The organism is Virgibacillus pantothenticus (assembly GCF_018075365.1).
Lineage (GTDB): Bacteria > Bacillota > Bacilli > Bacillales > Amphibacillaceae > Virgibacillus > Virgibacillus pantothenticus.
Genome location: NZ_CP073011.1, coordinates 4289426 through 4307898, shown reverse-complemented (window position 1 = coordinate 4307898; position 18473 = coordinate 4289426). Strand labels below are relative to the sequence as shown.

General features: G+C 39.1%; 14 protein-coding genes. 12 read left to right on the top strand and 2 right to left on the bottom strand.

Translation table 11 applies throughout. The annotated features are described in order from the left end of the window. Positions 1-343: 343 nt before the first annotated feature. On the top strand, positions 344-787 hold the full coding sequence (locus KBP50_RS19975; protein ID WP_050350936.1) for a YwiB family protein: 444 nt from the start codon (positions 344-346) through the stop codon (positions 785-787). Continuing rightward, complete coding sequence (gene argS, locus KBP50_RS19970; protein ID WP_050350937.1) at positions 784-2448, top strand: arginine--tRNA ligase; 1665 nt, start codon at positions 784-786, stop codon at positions 2446-2448. Before KBP50_RS19975 ends, argS begins: the two co-directional genes overlap by 4 nt. 419 nt (positions 2449-2867) lie before the next feature. Here argS and pflA read toward each other — a convergent pair whose 3' ends face one another. Then, positions 2868-3602, bottom strand: coding sequence for a pyruvate formate-lyase-activating protein (gene pflA / locus KBP50_RS19965; protein WP_050350938.1), 735 nt, complete (start codon positions 3600-3602; stop codon positions 2868-2870). Between the two features lie 75 nt (positions 3603-3677). Further along, positions 3678-5924 (bottom strand): formate C-acetyltransferase, encoded by a 2247-nt coding sequence (pflB, locus tag KBP50_RS19960; protein ID WP_050350939.1) that lies wholly within the window; start codon positions 5922-5924, stop codon positions 3678-3680. Positions 5925-6386: 462 nt separating this feature from the next. On the opposite strand from pflB, the gene KBP50_RS19955 reads away from it, so the two are divergent. The 10 genes from KBP50_RS19955 (at position 6387) to KBP50_RS19915 (ending at position 18427) form a co-directional block, all read left to right on the top strand. Further along, positions 6387-8507, top strand: a complete 2121-nt coding sequence (locus tag KBP50_RS19955) for a heterodisulfide reductase-related iron-sulfur binding cluster (RefSeq protein WP_050350940.1) — start codon at positions 6387-6389, stop codon at positions 8505-8507. 265 nt (positions 8508-8772) lie between these two features. After that, on the top strand, positions 8773-9960 hold the full coding sequence (locus KBP50_RS19950; protein ID WP_050350941.1) for an acetyl-CoA C-acetyltransferase: 1188 nt from the start codon (positions 8773-8775) through the stop codon (positions 9958-9960). 24 nt (positions 9961-9984) lie between these two features. After that, positions 9985-10836, top strand: a complete 852-nt coding sequence (locus tag KBP50_RS19945) for a 3-hydroxybutyryl-CoA dehydrogenase (protein ID WP_050350942.1) — start codon at positions 9985-9987, stop codon at positions 10834-10836. Positions 10837-11226: 390 nt separating this feature from the next. Then, positions 11227-12360 carry an acyl-CoA dehydrogenase gene (locus tag KBP50_RS19940; RefSeq protein ID WP_050350943.1) on the top strand — a complete coding sequence of 378 codons (1134 nt, stop codon included), beginning with the start codon at positions 11227-11229 and terminating at the stop codon, positions 12358-12360. A 434-nt stretch (positions 12361-12794) separates the two neighbouring features. Continuing rightward, positions 12795-13934 carry an acyl-CoA dehydrogenase gene (locus KBP50_RS19935; RefSeq protein ID WP_050350944.1) on the top strand — a complete coding sequence of 380 codons (1140 nt, stop codon included), beginning with the start codon at positions 12795-12797 and terminating at the stop codon, positions 13932-13934. A gap of 54 nt (positions 13935-13988) precedes the next feature. After that, complete coding sequence (locus KBP50_RS19930; RefSeq protein ID WP_050350945.1) at positions 13989-14609, top strand: TetR/AcrR family transcriptional regulator; 621 nt, start codon at positions 13989-13991, stop codon at positions 14607-14609. Positions 14610-15129: 520 nt separating this feature from the next. Beyond that, entirely contained in the window at positions 15130-15261 is a 132-nt protein-coding gene (locus KBP50_RS22575; RefSeq protein ID WP_257786704.1) for a hypothetical protein, read from the top strand. Between the two features lie 110 nt (positions 15262-15371). After that, complete coding sequence (gene rpoE / locus KBP50_RS19925) at positions 15372-15863, top strand: DNA-directed RNA polymerase subunit delta (RefSeq protein WP_050350946.1); 492 nt, start codon at positions 15372-15374, stop codon at positions 15861-15863. A gap of 438 nt (positions 15864-16301) precedes the next feature. Further along, entirely contained in the window at positions 16302-17909 is a 1608-nt protein-coding gene (locus KBP50_RS19920) for a CTP synthase (RefSeq protein ID WP_050350947.1), read from the top strand. Between the two features lie 158 nt (positions 17910-18067). Further along, on the top strand, positions 18068-18427 hold the full coding sequence (locus tag KBP50_RS19915) for a response regulator (RefSeq protein WP_050350948.1): 360 nt from the start codon (positions 18068-18070) through the stop codon (positions 18425-18427). Positions 18428-18473: the final 46 nt, after the last annotated feature.

Below are 18473 nucleotides of genomic sequence, written 5' to 3'. Positions count from 1 at the left end.
TATCCCTTTCGTATGAATACCTACAATAATATGTTGCCTCGTTGATTAAAAAAGAAACCACTATATTAAAAAATATTACTTATGTATTCGTTTTATTTTCACGATAGCGGTTACGGGGAAAATAAAGAACAGTACTAAGCTAAAGAGCGATATTATATTTCGACAACAGAAATTAGACAAAATAAGCTTGTCCGATTGTATATTAAAATCTTCCCTTTTTTCCCTTTCTTCCCTCCGCTTGATTAATATTCTTTGTTATAATAGAATACACAAGAATACACTATTCCAAACGATTTTAGGAAGTAGATCTCCATCTGTAACAGCTTTAAATGGAGGATTTAATATGCCGAATAAACAGAAAATATCTGTATTGATTGAACTTTATACGACCATTGATGACGATGGACAAAAGGAATCTTATAAAAGTAAACAAACTGGAGTTCTTTACAAGAAGGGCAATATAGACGTTCTTACTTTTGAGGAAGTAGCAGAAGATGCGTCTGTTGTGAAAAATCTGGTCACTATTCAACCAGATAAAGTGAGTTTGAAACGCTCTGGTAATCTTAGCATGAATCAGCAATTCCATGTTAATAAAGCGACAGAAAATGTACTGAAGCATCCTTATGGCAATTTACATATGGAAACTTTTACGACAGCCATTGTCTATGAGCCTTTAACCCCAGCAAGGAATGGCAGCCTGCAAATTGTTTATGATGTCAAGCTAAACGGACAGCAAGTAAGGCAGCAAAAGATCGACTTAATTATGAAAGAGGTGGACATGGCATGAGCCTATTAGCACAAACGGAAGAAACATTGAAACATCAAATTAAGGATTCCGTCCTGCAGGCAGGACTTGCAAATGAAGACGAAATGCCAGAAGTGGTGCTTGAGAAACCGAAAGATAAAAACCACGGGGACTTTGCAACGAATATTGCTATGCAGCTAGCGAGGGTGGCAAAAAAAGCCCCACGTCAAATAGCAGAGGAAATGGTAAATCATTTTAATCAGGCAGAGGCTTCTGTTGAAAAAGTGGAGATCGCCGGTCCAGGCTTTATTAATTTTTTTATGAAAGAGGATTTTCTTGGTTCCATTGTTCAAAACATCTTGAAAGATGGATCGGCTTATGGAAGGTCACAAGCAGGTAACAATGAACGTGTCCAAGTGGAGTTTGTATCTGTGAATCCGACTGGCGATTTGCATTTAGGCCATGCTCGAGGTGCTGCTTTTGGAGACGTGCTCTGTAATGTATTAGATGCTGCGGGCTACCAGGTTGAACGAGAGTATTATATTAATGATGCCGGCAATCAAATTGATAATTTAGCGCTCTCTGTAGAAGCTCGTTATTTGCAAGCGTTGGGGCAAGAAGCAACATTGCCTGAAGATGGTTATCATGGAGAAGATATTGCAGAAATTGGCAAACAGTTAAGTCAAGAATATGGAGATGAATGGGCGCAAAAAGATAGAGAAGAGCGCTTAGCTTTCTTTAAAGAGTATGGATTAAGCTATGAATTAGGTAAAATAAAGAAAGATTTACAAGCATTTGGCGTACATTTCGACTCTTGGTTTTCAGAGCGTTCCCTTTATAAGGAAAATAAAATTGTTGAAACTCTAGGAAAGATCGCTGCATACACATATGAGAAAGATGGGGCGACCTGGTTCCGATCTACGGAATTTGGTGATGACAAGGATCGTGTATTAATCAAACAAGATGGAAGCTACACGTATTTAACACCTGATATAGCGTATCATAAAAACAAGCTTGATCGCGGGTTTAACCAAATTATCAATGTTTGGGGGGCTGATCATCACGGATATATTCCTCGGATGCGCGCAGCTATCCAGGCACTAGGTTATCCGGTTGAAAAGTTTGCCGTAAAAATTATTCAAATGGTTAATTTATTTGAAAATGGTGAAAAGGTACGCATGAGTAAACGTACTGGAAAAGCCGTAGCACTTCGTGAGCTGATGGAAGAAGTTGGCGTAGATGCTGTTCGTTATTACTTTGTTATGCGTTCAAATGATTCGCAGCTTGATTTTGATATGGACCTTGCTCGCTCAGAATCAAATGATAATCCTGTTTTTTATGTGCAATATGCACATGCGCGTATTTGTACGATGCTGAAGCAAGCAGAGGCAAAAGGATTTTCCGTTGATAGTAAAGCAGATGTCTCTCTCTTAACCACAGAAAAAGAAAGCGATCTGCTCAAAAAGCTGGCTGCATTTCCTCAAGTTATCGCGGATGCTGCTATCAAACAAACACCGCATAAGGTAACACAGTACGTATTCGATCTAGCTTCGTTATTACACAGCTTCTATAATGCAGAAAAAGTATTGGATATGGACCACACAGAAAGAACAAAAGCACGTATTGCTTTGATGCAAGCTGTGAAGATTACATTGGCAAATGCATTACGAGTGATAGGGGTCTCAGCTCCAGAAAAAATGTAGTCTTGTTATAAATGGAATAGGGTTTTACGTTGACTAAGAAAACAGGCCATCACTTTAAGATATAAGTGTTGGCCCATTTTATTAACTTCTATCCATCTCTTATTAAGCCAAACGATAAAATTCCTGTAGCAGATTCAAGGTTTTAGCCATGTAAGAAAAATGACTTTGTCTTTTACATAAGGTGCTTTAAGACTCCCGGTCTGAGAGGAGTTGGATACTGTACTGCTGTACTGAAACAAGTCTAAGTAGGAGATAACAGCACCTAAATGCCCTATTTTGTAAGAGGCTTTTAGGTCATATCATTACAGTACTAATAATTAGTGGGATTGAAGATTCACTATATAAGTTAAAAAAACAAAAGACGACTAGACCATATGATGTTGGACTAGTCGTCTACTTATTGACCCCCCGAGTTAAACTTACGATTCAGTAGGAATAGATAGTATTTCTTTGGCACGTGCCACTTCTGCTTCTGTAGGTGGTTCAACACCGGTAAGTGGATATTCTAGGTTTAAATGTTCCCACTTATAAACTCCCATTGTATGGTATGGGAGGACTTCTACTTTTTGTACATTGCCTAGGTTCGAGATAAATTCATTTAGTGCCGCTAATTCTTCTGGATCGTTTGTTCTTCCAGGAATGAGTACGCGACGAATCCAAACGGGTGTATTTTTCTCTGCTAATAATTTAGCAAACTTTAGAATATGCGCATTTGGCATACCTGTAAGTTGTTTGTGTAAATCATTATCTAAATGTTTGATATCTAGGAGTACAAGGTCTGTAACGCTTAATAATTCATCCACTTTCCTTAAAAAAGTAGGGCTTTCTCGGAAACATCCAGCTGATGTATCAATTGCCGTGTGGACACCTAATTTCTTGCATTCTTTAAACAGCTCTAACAGAAAGTCGATTTGTAATAATGGTTCTCCGCCACTAACCGTAAGCCCTCCACTATTTTTAATGTATGGGAGGTAGTCTTGTAGATCTGCAATGATTTCGTCTACACTTTTTTCAACCCCGCCTTTTACGTCCCATGTGTCAGGGTTATGGCAAAATTGACATCGAAGCAGACAGCCTTGCAAAAAGATAACATAACGTAATCCTGGTCCGTCTACTGTACCGCACGTTTCTATCGAGTGAATTCTTCCGATCATTGGTAAAGCCCCCTTCTTTAAGAGCGGAAGGGCAGAGTAAGCGCCCTTCCTGACAAAATAAATTTACTAGTATCCTTACAGTCCTTTATGGAATGTACGGTTAATAACATCAAGCTGTTGCTCTTTCGTTAGTTTGATAAAGTTTACTGCGTATCCACTTACACGAATCGTTAATTGTGGATATAATTCCGGATGCTCCATAGCATCTTCCAGTGTTTCGCGATCAAATACGTTAATGTTTAGGTGATGTCCTTCTTTACTTGCATACCCATCAAGTATTGATACTAAGTTGCTAGTACGTTCATCCTCCGTTTTACCAAGTGCTTTTGGAACAAAGCTTGTCGTATTGGAAATACCGTCCATCGAATTTTCGTATGGAATTTTAGCTACACTGTTTAAAGATGCAAGTGCACCTGATTGGTCACGGCCATGAAGTGGGTTAGCACCTGGTGCAAATGGTTCGCCAGCCCGACGTCCGTCTGGTGTGTTACCAGTTTTCTTACCGTAAACAACGTTAGAAGTAATGGTTAAAATAGATAATGTTGGCACAGCATTTCGGTATGTTTCATGTTGACGGAACTTATTCATAAATCTATTGACAACATCAACAGCTAAAGAGTCAACTGCATCATCGTTGTTACCATATTTAGGGAAATCACCTTCAATACGGTAATCGACTGCTAAGCCGTCTTCATCACGAATAACATGAACTTTTGCATGCTTAATGGCACTTAAGCTATCGGCAACTACACTTAGTCCTGCAATGCCGCCTGCCATGGTACGAAGCACGTCTTTGTCATGTAATGCCATTTCAATGCGTTCGTACGCATATTTATCATGCATGTAATGAATGACGTTTAATGTGTTCATATAAAGCTTAGCTAACCAATCTAAAATTACGTCATATCTTTCCATCACTTCATCAAAATCTAATACATCAGATGTGATTGGACGAAGTGGTGGTGCTACTTGCATTTTTAATTTTTCATCTACGCCGCCGTTAATAGCATAAAGTAATGCTTTTGCTAAGTTAGCACGTGCGCCGAAGAATTGCATTTGTTTACCGATTTCCATTGCGCTTACACAACATGCAATACCGTAGTCATCGCCGTAATATTTACGCATTAAATCATCATTTTCATATTGGATAGAACTTGATTCAATAGACATTTTCGCACAATATTTTTTAAAGCCTTCTGGTAACTTTGTTGACCAAAGAATCGTTAAGTTTGGCTCTGGAGCAGGTCCTAGGTTGGTTAATGTGTGTAAGAAACGGAATGAGTTCTTCGTAACAAGTGGCTCTCCTTGTAAGCTTACACCACCAATGGATTCTGTTACCCAAGTAGGATCCCCGCTAAATAATTCATTATATTCTGGCGTACGGGCAAATTTCACTAAACGCAATTTCATAACAAAATGATCAATTAGTTCTTGTGCTTGTTCTTCTGTTAGAATACCTTCTTTTAGATCACGTTCCATATAGATATCTAGGAAAGTAGATACGCGTCCTAAACTCATTGCTGCGCCATTTTGTTCTTTAATTGCAGCTAAATAAGCAAAATATAACCATTGAACAGCTTCTTGTGCATTTGTAGCTGGTTTAGAAATGTCATAACCATAGCTTTCGGCCATTTGCTTTAATTCATGTAATGCCCTTATTTGTTCCATATGCTCTTCACGCTGTTTAATAATATCTTCTGACATAATTCCATCATTTTCTAATAGCGTAAGCTCTTCTTGTTTTTTCTCAATTAAGAAATCCACACCATATAGGGCAACACGGCGATAGTCACCAATAATACGCCCACGACCATAAGCATCAGGCAAGCCTGTAATAATACCAGCTTTACGTGCTTTTCGCATATCAGGGGTATAAGCATCGAATACTCCTTGGTTATGCGTTTTTCGATATTCTGTAAAGATATGCTCTGTTTCCTTATCTAGTTCATAGCCATATGCTTCACATGAGTTTTTTGCCATGCGAATACCACCAAATGGCATTAAACCGCGTTTGAATGGTTTATCTGTTTGAAATCCGACAATCGTTTCTTTATCTTTATCAAGATATCCAGGGCCATGTGAAGTGATGGTTGAAGGGATTTTTGTATCCATATCTAATACGCCGCCAGCTTCACGTTCTTTTGCAGTAAGTTCTGTCACTTGCTTCCAAAGATCCAATGTGTTTTGAGTAGGTTTAGCTAAAAATTGTTCATCACCTTCGTAGCAAGTGAAGTTACGTATAATAAAGTCTCTAACATCAACATTTTGTTTCCATTTCCCCGTGCGGAAAGTTCTCCAAGGGGTTAAAGTAGTAGTAGTCATAAAACTACCTCCTTCAGAAATATTAAAGCTTCTACTAATAGTATACCGAAAAAACCATAGTTGTGAAAGAATTCACATGTGATTATTTTATGACATTTTCCTTTATACATAAGGGGTCATAAAGAATGCGCTTACATAAACGTGGTTATTTCTCCCTTCATTTTCACAAACTATTTTGATTAGCAACAAAAATTTTAAAAAAATCAATGCTGGGTATGAAATTTAAGGAAGCGTTAAGACCAAAATATTATCAATAATTATCCGGCTGAAATTTCTGATAGTTTGTGTTATGAAGTTAAATTCATTAGATAAATAGTTGACTGAATGATCATTCATATTTATAGTAGTAGATATAAGATTTAAAAACAAACTATTTTTCTGAATAATGCAATCGCTGTCATGTGAAGGGAGTTGTACGCCTGTCTGAATTGGTTTACTGCACGATAAGGGGGAGTGAGTAAAGTGAATACATTTTTGCTTGTAAATGCAATTGCGTTTGCGATTATCACCATCTATGGGGTGTATTTATTTGCTAAAGTTGTAGCTACACGTGTAGCGTATATTCGTTTGGGGAGAAAGTCAGAATTTGATCGGGATTTTAAAGAACGATTCAGAAGAATAGGGAAGATTGTTTTTGGTCAGTCAAAGCTATTAAAGGATAAAAAGTCGGGTATCATTCATGTTATGATGTTTTACGGATTTATTCTCGTGCAATTTGGTGCGATTGACATGTTTATTAAGGGGTTATCCCCTGAAAGTCATTTGCCATTAGGGTCGATTTATCCGGGATTTGTATTCTTTCAGGAATTAGTAACATTAATGATTCTCGTCGCAGTTATATGGGCTTTTTATCGCCGTTATATTGAAAAGCTCGTCCGCCTCAAGCGGGGGTTTAAAGCTGGTTTAGTTTTATTGTTTATTGGCACATTAATGATCTCTGTGCTGTTTGGGAATGGAATGGCACAGTTATGGCATGGACATGATCCAACGTGGACAGAGCCGGTTGCCAGTGTTATTGCGATGGTTTTTTCCTGGTTACCTACTACGGGCGCTATGGTGTTGTTTTATGTCGCGTGGTGGATTCATACCATTACCATTCTTGTGTTCCTGGTTTACGTTCCACAATCCAAGCATGCGCATTTAATTGCTGCACCTATTAACGTGTTTTTAAGTAAACGCGTTCCAGGAAAATTGAAGAAAATCGATTTTGAAATGGATGAAGATCAAGATGAAGAAGAAATATCGTTTGGGGTAGGAAAAGTTGAAGATTTTGAGCAGCATCAAATGATTGATTTTTACGCGTGTGTAGAATGTGGCAGATGTACAGATGTTTGCCCAGCATCAGGAACAGGCAAAATGCTCTCGCCAATGGATATTATGATTAAGGTGCGCGATCATTTAACCGAAAAGGGAGCGGCAATTACTGGGAAGTCACCATGGGTTCCAGCATATGCATTTGCTAATGCAGCGGGAAATCAGGCATCTGCAAAACAAGAGGCAGCAGCGACGGTGCAAAGTGCTAGTTTAATCGGAGATGTCATTACAGAAGAAGAACTAGCTGGCTGTACGACATGCCGAAACTGTGAAGATGCATGTCCTGTTAACAATGAACATGTGGGAACGATTATTGATATGCGCAGATATTTGGTGATGACAGAAGGTAAAATGGATCAGGATGTTCAACGAGCGGTTATGAATATTGAACGTCAAGGTAATCCATGGGGGTTATCGAAAAAAGATCGCATTAAGTGGCGTGAGCAGGATGAATCGGTTCATATACCAACGATTAAAGAACTGAGTAAAGAAGGTAAGGATTTTGAATACCTGTTCTGGGTTAGTTCGATGGGGGCTTATGATAATCGAAGTCAAAAAATCGCTCTGGCTTTTGCGAAGTTGTTAAATCAGGCTGGTGTGAGTTTTGCAATATTAGGAAATAAGGAAGCGAATTCTGGAGATACGGCACGTCGGATAGGAAATGAGTTTTTATTTCAGGAAATAGCCGAGAAAAATATTAAAGAATTCACCAAAAACGATGTGAAAAAAATTGTTACCATTGATCCACACGCATACAATATTTTTAAAAATGAATACCCAGATTTTGGATTTGAAGCCGAAGTTTATCACCATACACAGTTATTATATGATTTAGTCATGGATGGTAAGCTAAAACCACAAAAAGCGATTAACCAAAGATTAACTTACCATGATTCTTGTTACTTAGGCAGATATAACGGTGTTTATGATCCACCTCGAGAAATTCTTCAGGCCATTCCAGGTTTAGAGTTAGTAGAAATGGAACGTAGTAAAGAAAATGGCATGTGTTGTGGCGCAGGCGGCGGATTAATGTGGTCAGAAGAAACGACAGGAAATCGAATTAATGTAGCACGTACAGAGCAAGCGCTAGCTGTAGAACCAAACATGATCTCTAGTGCATGTCCATATTGTTTAACGATGATTAGTGATGGAACAAAAGCGAAAGAAGTAGAAGAAGATATTAGCACTATGGACGTTGCAGAGATTTTAGCGATTTCTGTATTTCATGAAGAGGAAATAAAAACAGCTGAAATAAAGGACATAGAATAGAAGAGTAGCTTGATAGATAAGGGTGAACTAAAATTTTCCAAAGGGAGAATGATTGTAGAAATAATGTGGAACAATCCAAATGCATTCGATTGTCTATATTTGGAACATGGTTAGATATAAAAAATACTTCGATTATTTCACAATACCTGTTATTCTATTACTCTATAGAATATGTTCAAAAAGCTAGGTTGCCTTGCTTTTTGAACATATTATGAAAGGAATAATGAGCGAGCGTTCAATCAAATGAAGGAGTGGAGGATAAATGATGAGAGAAGCAGTTATTGTATCAGGGGCTAGGACCCCGTTTGGGAAATTTGGTGGTGCATTACAATCCTTTACCGCTTCGCAGCTTGGAGGTAAGGCTATTGAAGAAGCGTTAAAGCGAGCGGAAATTGCTGGAAATGATGTCGATGAAGTGATAATAGGGAATGTCTTACAAGGTGGTCAAGGTCAAATTCCTTCAAGGCAAGCAGCTATAAAAGCAGGGATTCCGTGGGAAGTAAAAACAGAAACGATTAATAAGGTTTGTGCTTCAGGGCTGCGCAGTGTTACGTTAGCAAATCAACTCATTCGGCTGGGAGATGAGGAGATCATTGTTGCTGGTGGTATGGAGAGCATGAGTAATGCGCCATATTTATTGCCAGATGCGCGTTGGGGGAACCGGATGGGAGACAAAAAAGTTGTCGATATGATGGTACATGATGGGTTAACCTGTTCTTTTCAAGGCGTACATATGGGGACATATGGAAATGCAACAGCAAAGGAATATGGACTTACGCGAGAAGAACAGGACAAATGGGCTTATCGTAGTCACCAACGCGCTATTCAAGCGATGGAGGCTGGAAAGTTTGCTGCCGAGATTGTAGCTATGGAAGTGCCGCAGCGCAAGGGGGACCCCATCATCGTCGATCAAGATGAAGCGCCAAGAAAGGACACAACTGTCGAAAAGCTAGCAACACTGCGTCCTGCATTTGATCGAGACGGAACCATTACTGCCGGAAATGCACCTGGTATTAATGACGGTGCATGCGCATTTGTTGTGATGTCTGCTAATAAAGCATCCGAGCTTGGCAAGGAACCATTAGCGATTATAAAAGGTCATACGGAGGTCGCCGTTCCTGCAGAAGATTTCCCGAAAACACCAGGTTTAGTAATTAATCAATTGTTGGAAAAGACGGGGTATTCCAAAGGTGAAATCGACTTGTTTGAAATTAATGAGGCATTTGCTGCAGTAGCGCTAGCGAGCGGGAAAATTGCGGGGATTGACCCTGAGAAAGTGAACGTAAATGGGGGAGCAGTTGCTTTAGGGCATCCAATTGGTGCAAGTGGAGCGCGGATTATTTTAACCTTAATTTATGAATTAAAACGCCGTGGTGGCGGACTTGGTATTGCAGCTATTTGCAGTGGGGGGGGCCAAGGCGATGCCATTCTGATCGAAGTTCCGAAAAGATAACACAAACAAAGGGGAAGAGGAGATATGAATATAAACCAAGTTATGGTCATAGGCGCTGGGCAAATGGGGGCAGGAATTGCCCAGGTCTGTGCTCAATCCGGGTTTCATGTATTGTTGTACGATAAACAAACAGAAGCATTAAATCATGGGGTAAAAAGGATTCACAAGTTCGTGCATCGGGCTTGTGAAAAACAAAAGATAACGGAAGAACAGCGAGACGATACATTACTAAGAATAGAAAGAGCAGCTACCATTCAAGATGCAGCAAAGGCAGATTTAGTCATTGAAGCCGTCGTAGAAAATATGGATGTAAAAACAGCTATTTTCCATGAACTCGATCAAATAGCACCAGCACATACCATTTTAGCCTCAAATACTTCGTCCTTATCCATTACGGAAATTGCTGCAGCTACGAATCGCCCAGATCAAGTTATCGGGATGCATTTTATGAATCCGGTTCCAATAATGCAATTGGTAGAAATCATTCGGGCGGTGCAGACGAGTGATGGAACCTATTCTATCATTGAACAAATGGCTAAAAAATTAAATAAAGTGCCGGTTACCGTTCAGGATTTCCCCGGGTTTGTCTCCAATCGCATTTTAATGCCGATGATTAATGAAGCGATTTATACATTGTATGAAGGAATTGCAACGGTAGAAGATATTGATACATCGATGAAATTAGGGATGAACCATCCGATGGGTCCATTAACACTTGCTGATTTTATTGGGCTAGATACGTGCTTGTATATTATGGAGGTATTACATGAGGGATTTTCGGATAGCAAATATCGACCGTGCCCTTTGCTCAAACAATATGTGCAAGCAGGCTGGTTAGGTAAGAAAACGGGTCGAGGTTTTTATGTGTATACATAAAGACTTTTTTGCACTATAGAAAAGTATAAAGTTTTAAGGGTTTATAGTATAAGAAAAACTACGGCTTTCTCCATAAGACTTGGCGACAAGCCAAGTCTTTCTAAAGAGATAAGAAAGTATAAATTTAGGCGCTTGGAGATAACGAAATAACTGAATAGCCACGTCCGGCGCATGAGCCCAGCAACTATGCGACTTTAGAAATGCGCCCTACGATAAGGCCTCATCGGTTCGTCGCTAAGAGGAAGGCCGACTAAAAACGGGCTTGCCGCTCAGGCGTCGGCATACCCCTGGTTGCAGGGGCATGATTCCTAAATCTTTAGTTGATTTGTTCCATTCGCTACGTTGCTAAACGGGCGCTTGCGCCTTTGTTCAGAACAAGGGGGAAATTGCATGCTACGTTGGACCGAAGAACAAGTAATGTTAAATAAAATGGTCAAAGATTTTGCACAAACTGAAATCACAAAGGCGATACCTCGTATGGAAAAGGAGGATCGCTTCCCAAAAGAAATTATAAAGCAGATGGGAGAACTTGGTTTAATGGGAATACCCATCCCAGAAGCATATGGTGGGGCAGGCATGGATTATACTGCTTATATTCAAACGATTCATGAAATATCAAAGGTAAGTGCAACAGTTGGTGTTATTTTATCTGTGCACACATCTGTTGGAACAAACCCAATTCTTTATTTTGGAACGGAGCAACAAAAAAATAAGTATCTCCCTAAACTGGCCAGCGGCGATTATTTAGGGGCTTTTGCCTTAACAGAACCGAATGCAGGATCCGATGCGGCAAGTCTCAAAACAAAAGCTGTGAAAATAGGAGAGGAATATCTATTAAACGGATCAAAAGTGTTTATTACAAACGGTGGGGAAGCCGATACATATATCACTTTTGCACGTACGGGAGAAGACAAAAGGGAAATAAGTGCTTTTATTATTGAAAGGGATACACCGGGACTCATCATCGGTAAACCAGAAAGAAAGATGGGATTGCACGGATCAAATACAGTGTCGCTTACGTTTGAAAACTGCCGTATATGCAAGGAACAGCTTCTGGGGGCAGAAGGAAATGGGTTTAAAATTGCGATGCATAATTTAAATGTTGGCAGAATTGGGATAGCAGCACAGGCTATCGGAATAAGTGAAGCAGCTTTAGAGCATGGAACAGACTATGCAAAGGAGCGTAAGCAATTCGGAAAGCCGATTGCAGCGCATCAAGGAATTTCCTTTAAATTGGCTGATATGGCAACTCGTACCGAGGCTGCAAAACTATTAGTCTATCGGGCAGCTCATTTGATAGAACAAGGAAAAGCTTCTGGAAAGGAAGTCTCGATCGCAAAACTCTATGCTTCCAAAGCGGCCGTAGAAAATGCGATTGAAGCTGTCCAAATATTTGGGGGCTATGGCTATACAGAGGATTACCCGGTTGAACGTCTGTTTCGTGATGCTAAAATCACAGAGATTTATGAAGGGTCCAGTGAAATTCAACGAATTGTGATAGCTAAACATTTATTGAGACATTAAGACCTGTGTTGGTATGTTAAGAGAAAAGTAAACAAATATGGAGTTATCAAGATGCAATTTTTCAAAAAAAGACAACATGAATCTTAACTAGCAAGTAAATGTTAAAACTAGTCGATTTGGAGGTTGTAGAAGCTGTATAAGCTTCATTTATCAACACTCCTTTAGGCGTGTAAATTTTGTTTCTGCATAGTAGCGCATTCATTAATAGGCCTTAATTTAGGAACATCACGGAACGTCCAAGTGAGTGACATATGATGGAGATGTTTAACTCATACATGAAAAGTAGTACAAACGAAGTTACCTGGAACGAAAGCCGGCGACTCCTGTGGGAATAGCATGCGCCTTGAGTACCAAGTTTGGATACTTCTAAAATGAATCAGAATAAATAAGCAGAAAATCACTGCCTAAATATACTATACGAGGAGGGGTCATCTATGAATTTTGAGCTTACGGATGAGCAAGAGATGTTGCGTAAGATGGTAAGGGAGTTTGCTGAAAATGAAGTAGCTCCTTCAGCCGCAGAGCGAGATGAGAATGAGCGATTTGACCGAGGAATCTTTGATCAGATGGCAGAACTTGGATTAACAGGGATTCCGTGGCCAGAAGAATATGGTGGGATTGGTTCGAATTACATGAGTTATGTTATTGCAGTTGAAGAATTGTCTCGAGTCTGTGCTTCAACAGGGGTCACTTTATCTGCCCATGTTTCTTTAGCGAGCTGGCCAATCTATCAATACGGTACAGAAGAACAAAAACACACCTTTTTAAAGCGTCTAGCTACGGGGGAATCGTTAGGCGCGTATGCCTTATCAGAGCCTAGTGCTGGGAGTGACGTTGTTTCTATGTTAACGACAGCAAAGGATGACGGTGACAGCTACGTGTTGAATGGTAATAAAGTGTGGATTACCAATGGCGGCGTAGCGGATATTTATATTGTTTTCGCTAAAACAGATGCCGATCAACGACATAAAGGCATCACGGCATTTATTGTTGAAAAAGGAACGGAAGGATTTTCGTTCGGCAAGAAAGAAAAAAAGCTTGGTATTCGCTCTTCTCCAACAACAGAATTGATTTTTGAAAATTGTCGCATACCAAAAGAAAATCGACTCGGACAAGAAGGAGAAGGCTTTAAAATAGCTATGACTACATTAGACGGAGGTCGAAATGGTATTGCAGCACAGGCGTTAGGGATTGCTCAAGGCGCATTAGATGCTGCAACAGCTTATGCGAAGGAAAGGGTTCAATTTGGTAAACCAATTGCTGAAAATCAAGGAATTTCTTTTAAATTGGCAGATATGGCTACTGAGGTAGAGGCGGCTCGTCTACTAACGTATCAAGCCGCTTGGTTAGAGTCTGAAGGATTACCCTATGGAAAAGCTTCCGCTATGTCCAAGTTATTTGCTGGCGATGCTGCGATGCGAATTACCGTGGAGGCGGTGCAAGTTTTTGGTGGCTACGGATATACGAAAGATTACCCAGTAGAACGATATATGCGGGACGCAAAAATTACCCAAATATACGAGGGAACAAACGAAATCCAACGACTTGTAATTGGTAGAATGTTAACAAAGTAAATGAAATGAGAACTATCTTATTCGAGAGTACAACTACAGGGGGGCGTGAAGGAAATGAATTCCATCCTTTCTTCCATCAAAGATCCATCATTAATCGCAAAACGGCGCAATCAAATCATCATAGCAGCCATTACTTTATTTAAAGAAAAAGGTTTTCATCGAACAACGACAAGAGAAATTGCGAAAGAAGCTGGATTTAGCATAGGAACTTTATATGAATACATTCGTACAAAGGAGGATATTTTATTTCTTGTTTGCGACTCCATTTATTTACAGGTACGTGAACGATTAGAAGCACAAATTGATCCGAATAATTCTTCTTTGGCACATTTTACAAATGTGATTCGTTCCTATTTTTACTTAATGGATGACATGCAGGAAGAAGTTGTCATTATGTATCAAGAAGTCAAGTCGTTAAAAAGAGAAAGCAAAGATTATGTACTCCAAAAAGAAAGGGATATGGTGGCTATGTTAGAGCGGGTTATAGCCACATGCTTTCCTGATTCTGTATCTTCTACAGACCGTGAATTGCTTGCTAATAATATTTTTATTCAAGGGCAAATGTGGGGCTTTAGAAGATGGATGTTACAGAAGCAATTTACATTAGAAACATATGTGGACAGGCAAATTCATTTTTTAATGCAATCCATTCAGGTTGAAGCCTCAAACGGATAATGCGAAACGGTAAAAATGGGAGACGATACAATATACTTCGGGAAAGGAATGCTTTGTGTGAGTATGTTCTTCTCGCGAAGCTTTTCTTTTTTATTTATCCCGCATATAAGGTGCTGTAAGACTCCCACTTCAAGAATTGGAGAATCCATACCACAACAAGTCTAAGTGAGAGATAACAGCACCTAAATGTCCTGTTTCGTAAGAGGCCTTTAGGTCATACCATTTCGGTACTAACAAGCCGTGGGAGATGAATGAAATCCCAGGCTGATTGAAGATTCACTTTATAAGATCAGTTCATATGAAAGTGCAGAGAACCAGCGCTGACTTGTTTTCATAGATTATTTGGTAACGAAAACAATAATGGTACGTAAGATAAAAAGGTTGTTAAAAATTTTTCTGCTTTATCTCTAGCATAAACCAGATAGATTTGTTTATAATGAATGATATGGTTAGCGTGCAAGAATATCTTATAGTCCGTGTTTAAGAAAGAGGATAAAAAGGTCGAGTAGCCGAGATTGCAATGTCATTGCATGTTGCTATTATTGTTTTCTCTGTCCTTTATAACCATGATGTATTGTCTGGTGGTACTTTCTTTATCCTTTTGCAACGTTCTATGGTTCTGTTTACGCAGTTTGGGAAGTGGTGGATTTAGTAATAAGGCAGATAAGGGAGATGGGCCATTTTCTTTGAACTTTTTATGAACCTCTTATCAACATATAGGTGTAAAAGCCATCAATATAAAATTAAAGGGAGTGCATGACCGTGAGCTTCAACCAATATAGCCACGAAGAAATTCAACAAATGCCAATGATTGAATTGGCCAGTTTACTGCTTGTAGAAGAAAAAAAAGCTTTTCACTTCAAAGACATATTTAATCGGTTAGCAGACTTGAAAGGTTATACAAAAAAGCAGAAACAAGATGCTATTTCACAATTTTATACCGACTTAAATGTGGACGGCAGATTTCTGACCGTTGGAGAAAATAAGTGGGGATTAAAGCGTTGGTATCCTGTAGAGAAAATGGATGAAGAAGTAAATGTTGCTCCAAAGAGAAAGAAAAAAGCGAAAAGCAAGTTGGATCAAGAAGAAAACTTAGATATTGCTGATGATGATGTTGCAATTTTGGACGAAGATCTGAATATTGATTTAGAATTGGAAGATGATTTTGAAGAGGAATTCGACGATGAAGAATATGACGAAGACTTCGAGGAGACTTATGATGAAGAAGATGATGAAGCCGAAGAAAAAAAATAAACTGGTATTGCCAAACTAATGATTACTTCAAAGAGTTGCACTTCTCAGGAATTATTAAACATCTTTTTAGAGTCTTGACTTTTTTTCAAGAGGTCAGTACAATTTATCTTGGGCTCTTTTATTTTAATTACCAAAGCGTTTCCCCGATCGACTGGGGAGGCGCTTTTATTGTTTTTTCTTGGTTTCCTAACGAGAATATAGGAACAGATAATGGTTTATGCCTTCCTAATAATATCTTACATGATTTTGTTTGTATCCCGCATGTAAGGTGTTGTACGACTCTTACTTAAGAGTTGGGGGATAATACAAGTCAAAGAGTGAGCTAACAGCACCAAAATGCCCGATTCGTTCAACTAACATGCAGTCAGGTTGGTAGCGAAACTCCGCCTGAATGAAGTTTCACTTTATTGCATAACACAATAGAAAGAGGGAAAAAAGATGACCAAGTATATTTTTGTAACTGGAGGAGTTGTCTCGTCTTTAGGAAAAGGGATCACAGCTGCTTCATTGGGAAGATTATTAAAAAACCGTGGTTTACAAGTAACCATTCAAAAATTTGACCCATATATTAATGTTGATCCCGGAACAATGAGTCCGTATCAGCATGGTGAAGTTTATGTAACAGAAGATGGCGCAGAAACAGATTTGGATTTAGGTCACTATGAACGATTTATTGATATTAATTTAAATAAATACAGCAATATTACAACTGGTAAGGTGTACTCCAGTGTCATCCGTAAAGAACGTCGTGGTGACTATTTAGGTGGGACCGTTCAAGTAATTCCTCATATTACCAATGAGATTAAAGAACAGGTTTTCCGTGCAGGTGAAGCTACAGGCGCAGATATTGTTATTACGGAAATTGGCGGCACAGTCGGTGATATTGAATCGTTGCCATTCTTGGAAGCTATCCGCCAAATAAAAAAAGATGTGGGTAGAGATAGTGTCATGTACTTACATTGTACACTTGTTCCTTACATTCAGGCTGCTGGGGAAATGAAAACTAAGCCAACGCAACATAGTGTTAAGGAATTGCGTTCATTGGGAATTCAACCAGATGTCATCGTATTACGAACAGAACAAGCGATCAGTAAAGAGATGAAAGAAAAAATCGCTTTGTTTTGCGATATTAATGAAAAAGCCGTCATTGAAATGCTAGATGCCGATACATTATATCAAGTGCCGATCTCTTTACAGGAGCAGCAATTAGATGAGCTTACATGCAAGCATTTTGGACTGGACTGTAAACAAGCGGATATGAAAGAATGGATGGAACTTCTAAACAAAGTGCGACATCTTTCTAAAACAGTAGATATTGCTTTAGTTGGTAAGTATGTAGAGCTTCCTGATGCGTATTTATCTGTAGTAGAAGCATTGAAGCATGCTGGATTCGCATACGATGCTGATATTCGTGTGCATTGGGTAAATTCTGAGCTGCTGGATGAGCAAACCATTCATAAAGAATTACAAAATGTAGACGGAATTCTAGTGCCTGGTGGATTCGGTGATCGAGGTATCGAAGGAAAAATAGTGGCTATTCAATATGCACGTGAGAATAAAATTCCGTTTCTGGGAATCTGCCTTGGCATGCAATTAGCAACAGTGGAATTTGCCCGTAATGTTCTGGAGCTTTCTGGGGCACATTCTGCAGAGATTGATCCAGATACCGCACACCCAATCATTGATTTACTTCCAGAGCAAAAAGATATATCTGATCTTGGTGGTACATTAAGACTTGGCATTTACCCATGCAAGCTACAAGATGGCACAAAAGTAAAAGTCGCTTATGAAGGCGCTGATTTTATCGAGGAACGTCATCGTCATCGTTATGAATTTAATAACGTATACCGTGAGCAAATGAAGGAACATGGTTTTGTGTTTTCTGGTACAAGTCCAGATGGTCGTTTGGTAGAAACGATCGAAATCGCTGATCACCCATGGTTTGTAGCGAGTCAATTTCATCCGGAATTTACATCTAGACCAACTAGACCACATGCATTGTTTAAAGGCTTCATTGGGGCTGCCGTTAATTATCAACGGTCATAAGCAACATATCGTATATAGAGATGGGGAGTTGTATGTTTGTTGATACTGCTCCCTTTTCTATTTTAGATAAAAACCAAGGGACTATAGCAGGATATCTGATGCATTATAGAGAATAGTATTGTTGGGGGCAAATGATTTGGAAAGGGGAAGTTTGATAGATGGAAAAAACAATCCTCGTTGTTGATGATCAACCAGGTATCTGTATGTTATTAACAGATATACTAACGGAGGAAGGTTATCGTGTCGAAACTGCCAATACAGGAAAAGAGGGACTAGAGAAAATCAATTCCTCTTCTTTTCATTTATTAATGATTGATTATCATTTACCAGTATTAAATGCATTTGAAGTGCTTCGCCAATTGGAAAAAACAAACAATCATATCCCTTCAATTGTTATGACTGGCATGACAGAAACTGTTATTCGAGAAAAAGAAGATTGTAATAATATTGTAACCATTCTTAGCAAACCATTTAATATTAAGGAAGTTTGTCAATTGGTTCATTCCATTTTGAATTAATTTCACGAGCGTATTGTTGCGACTTTGTGCGGTTGTTGGTATTCTA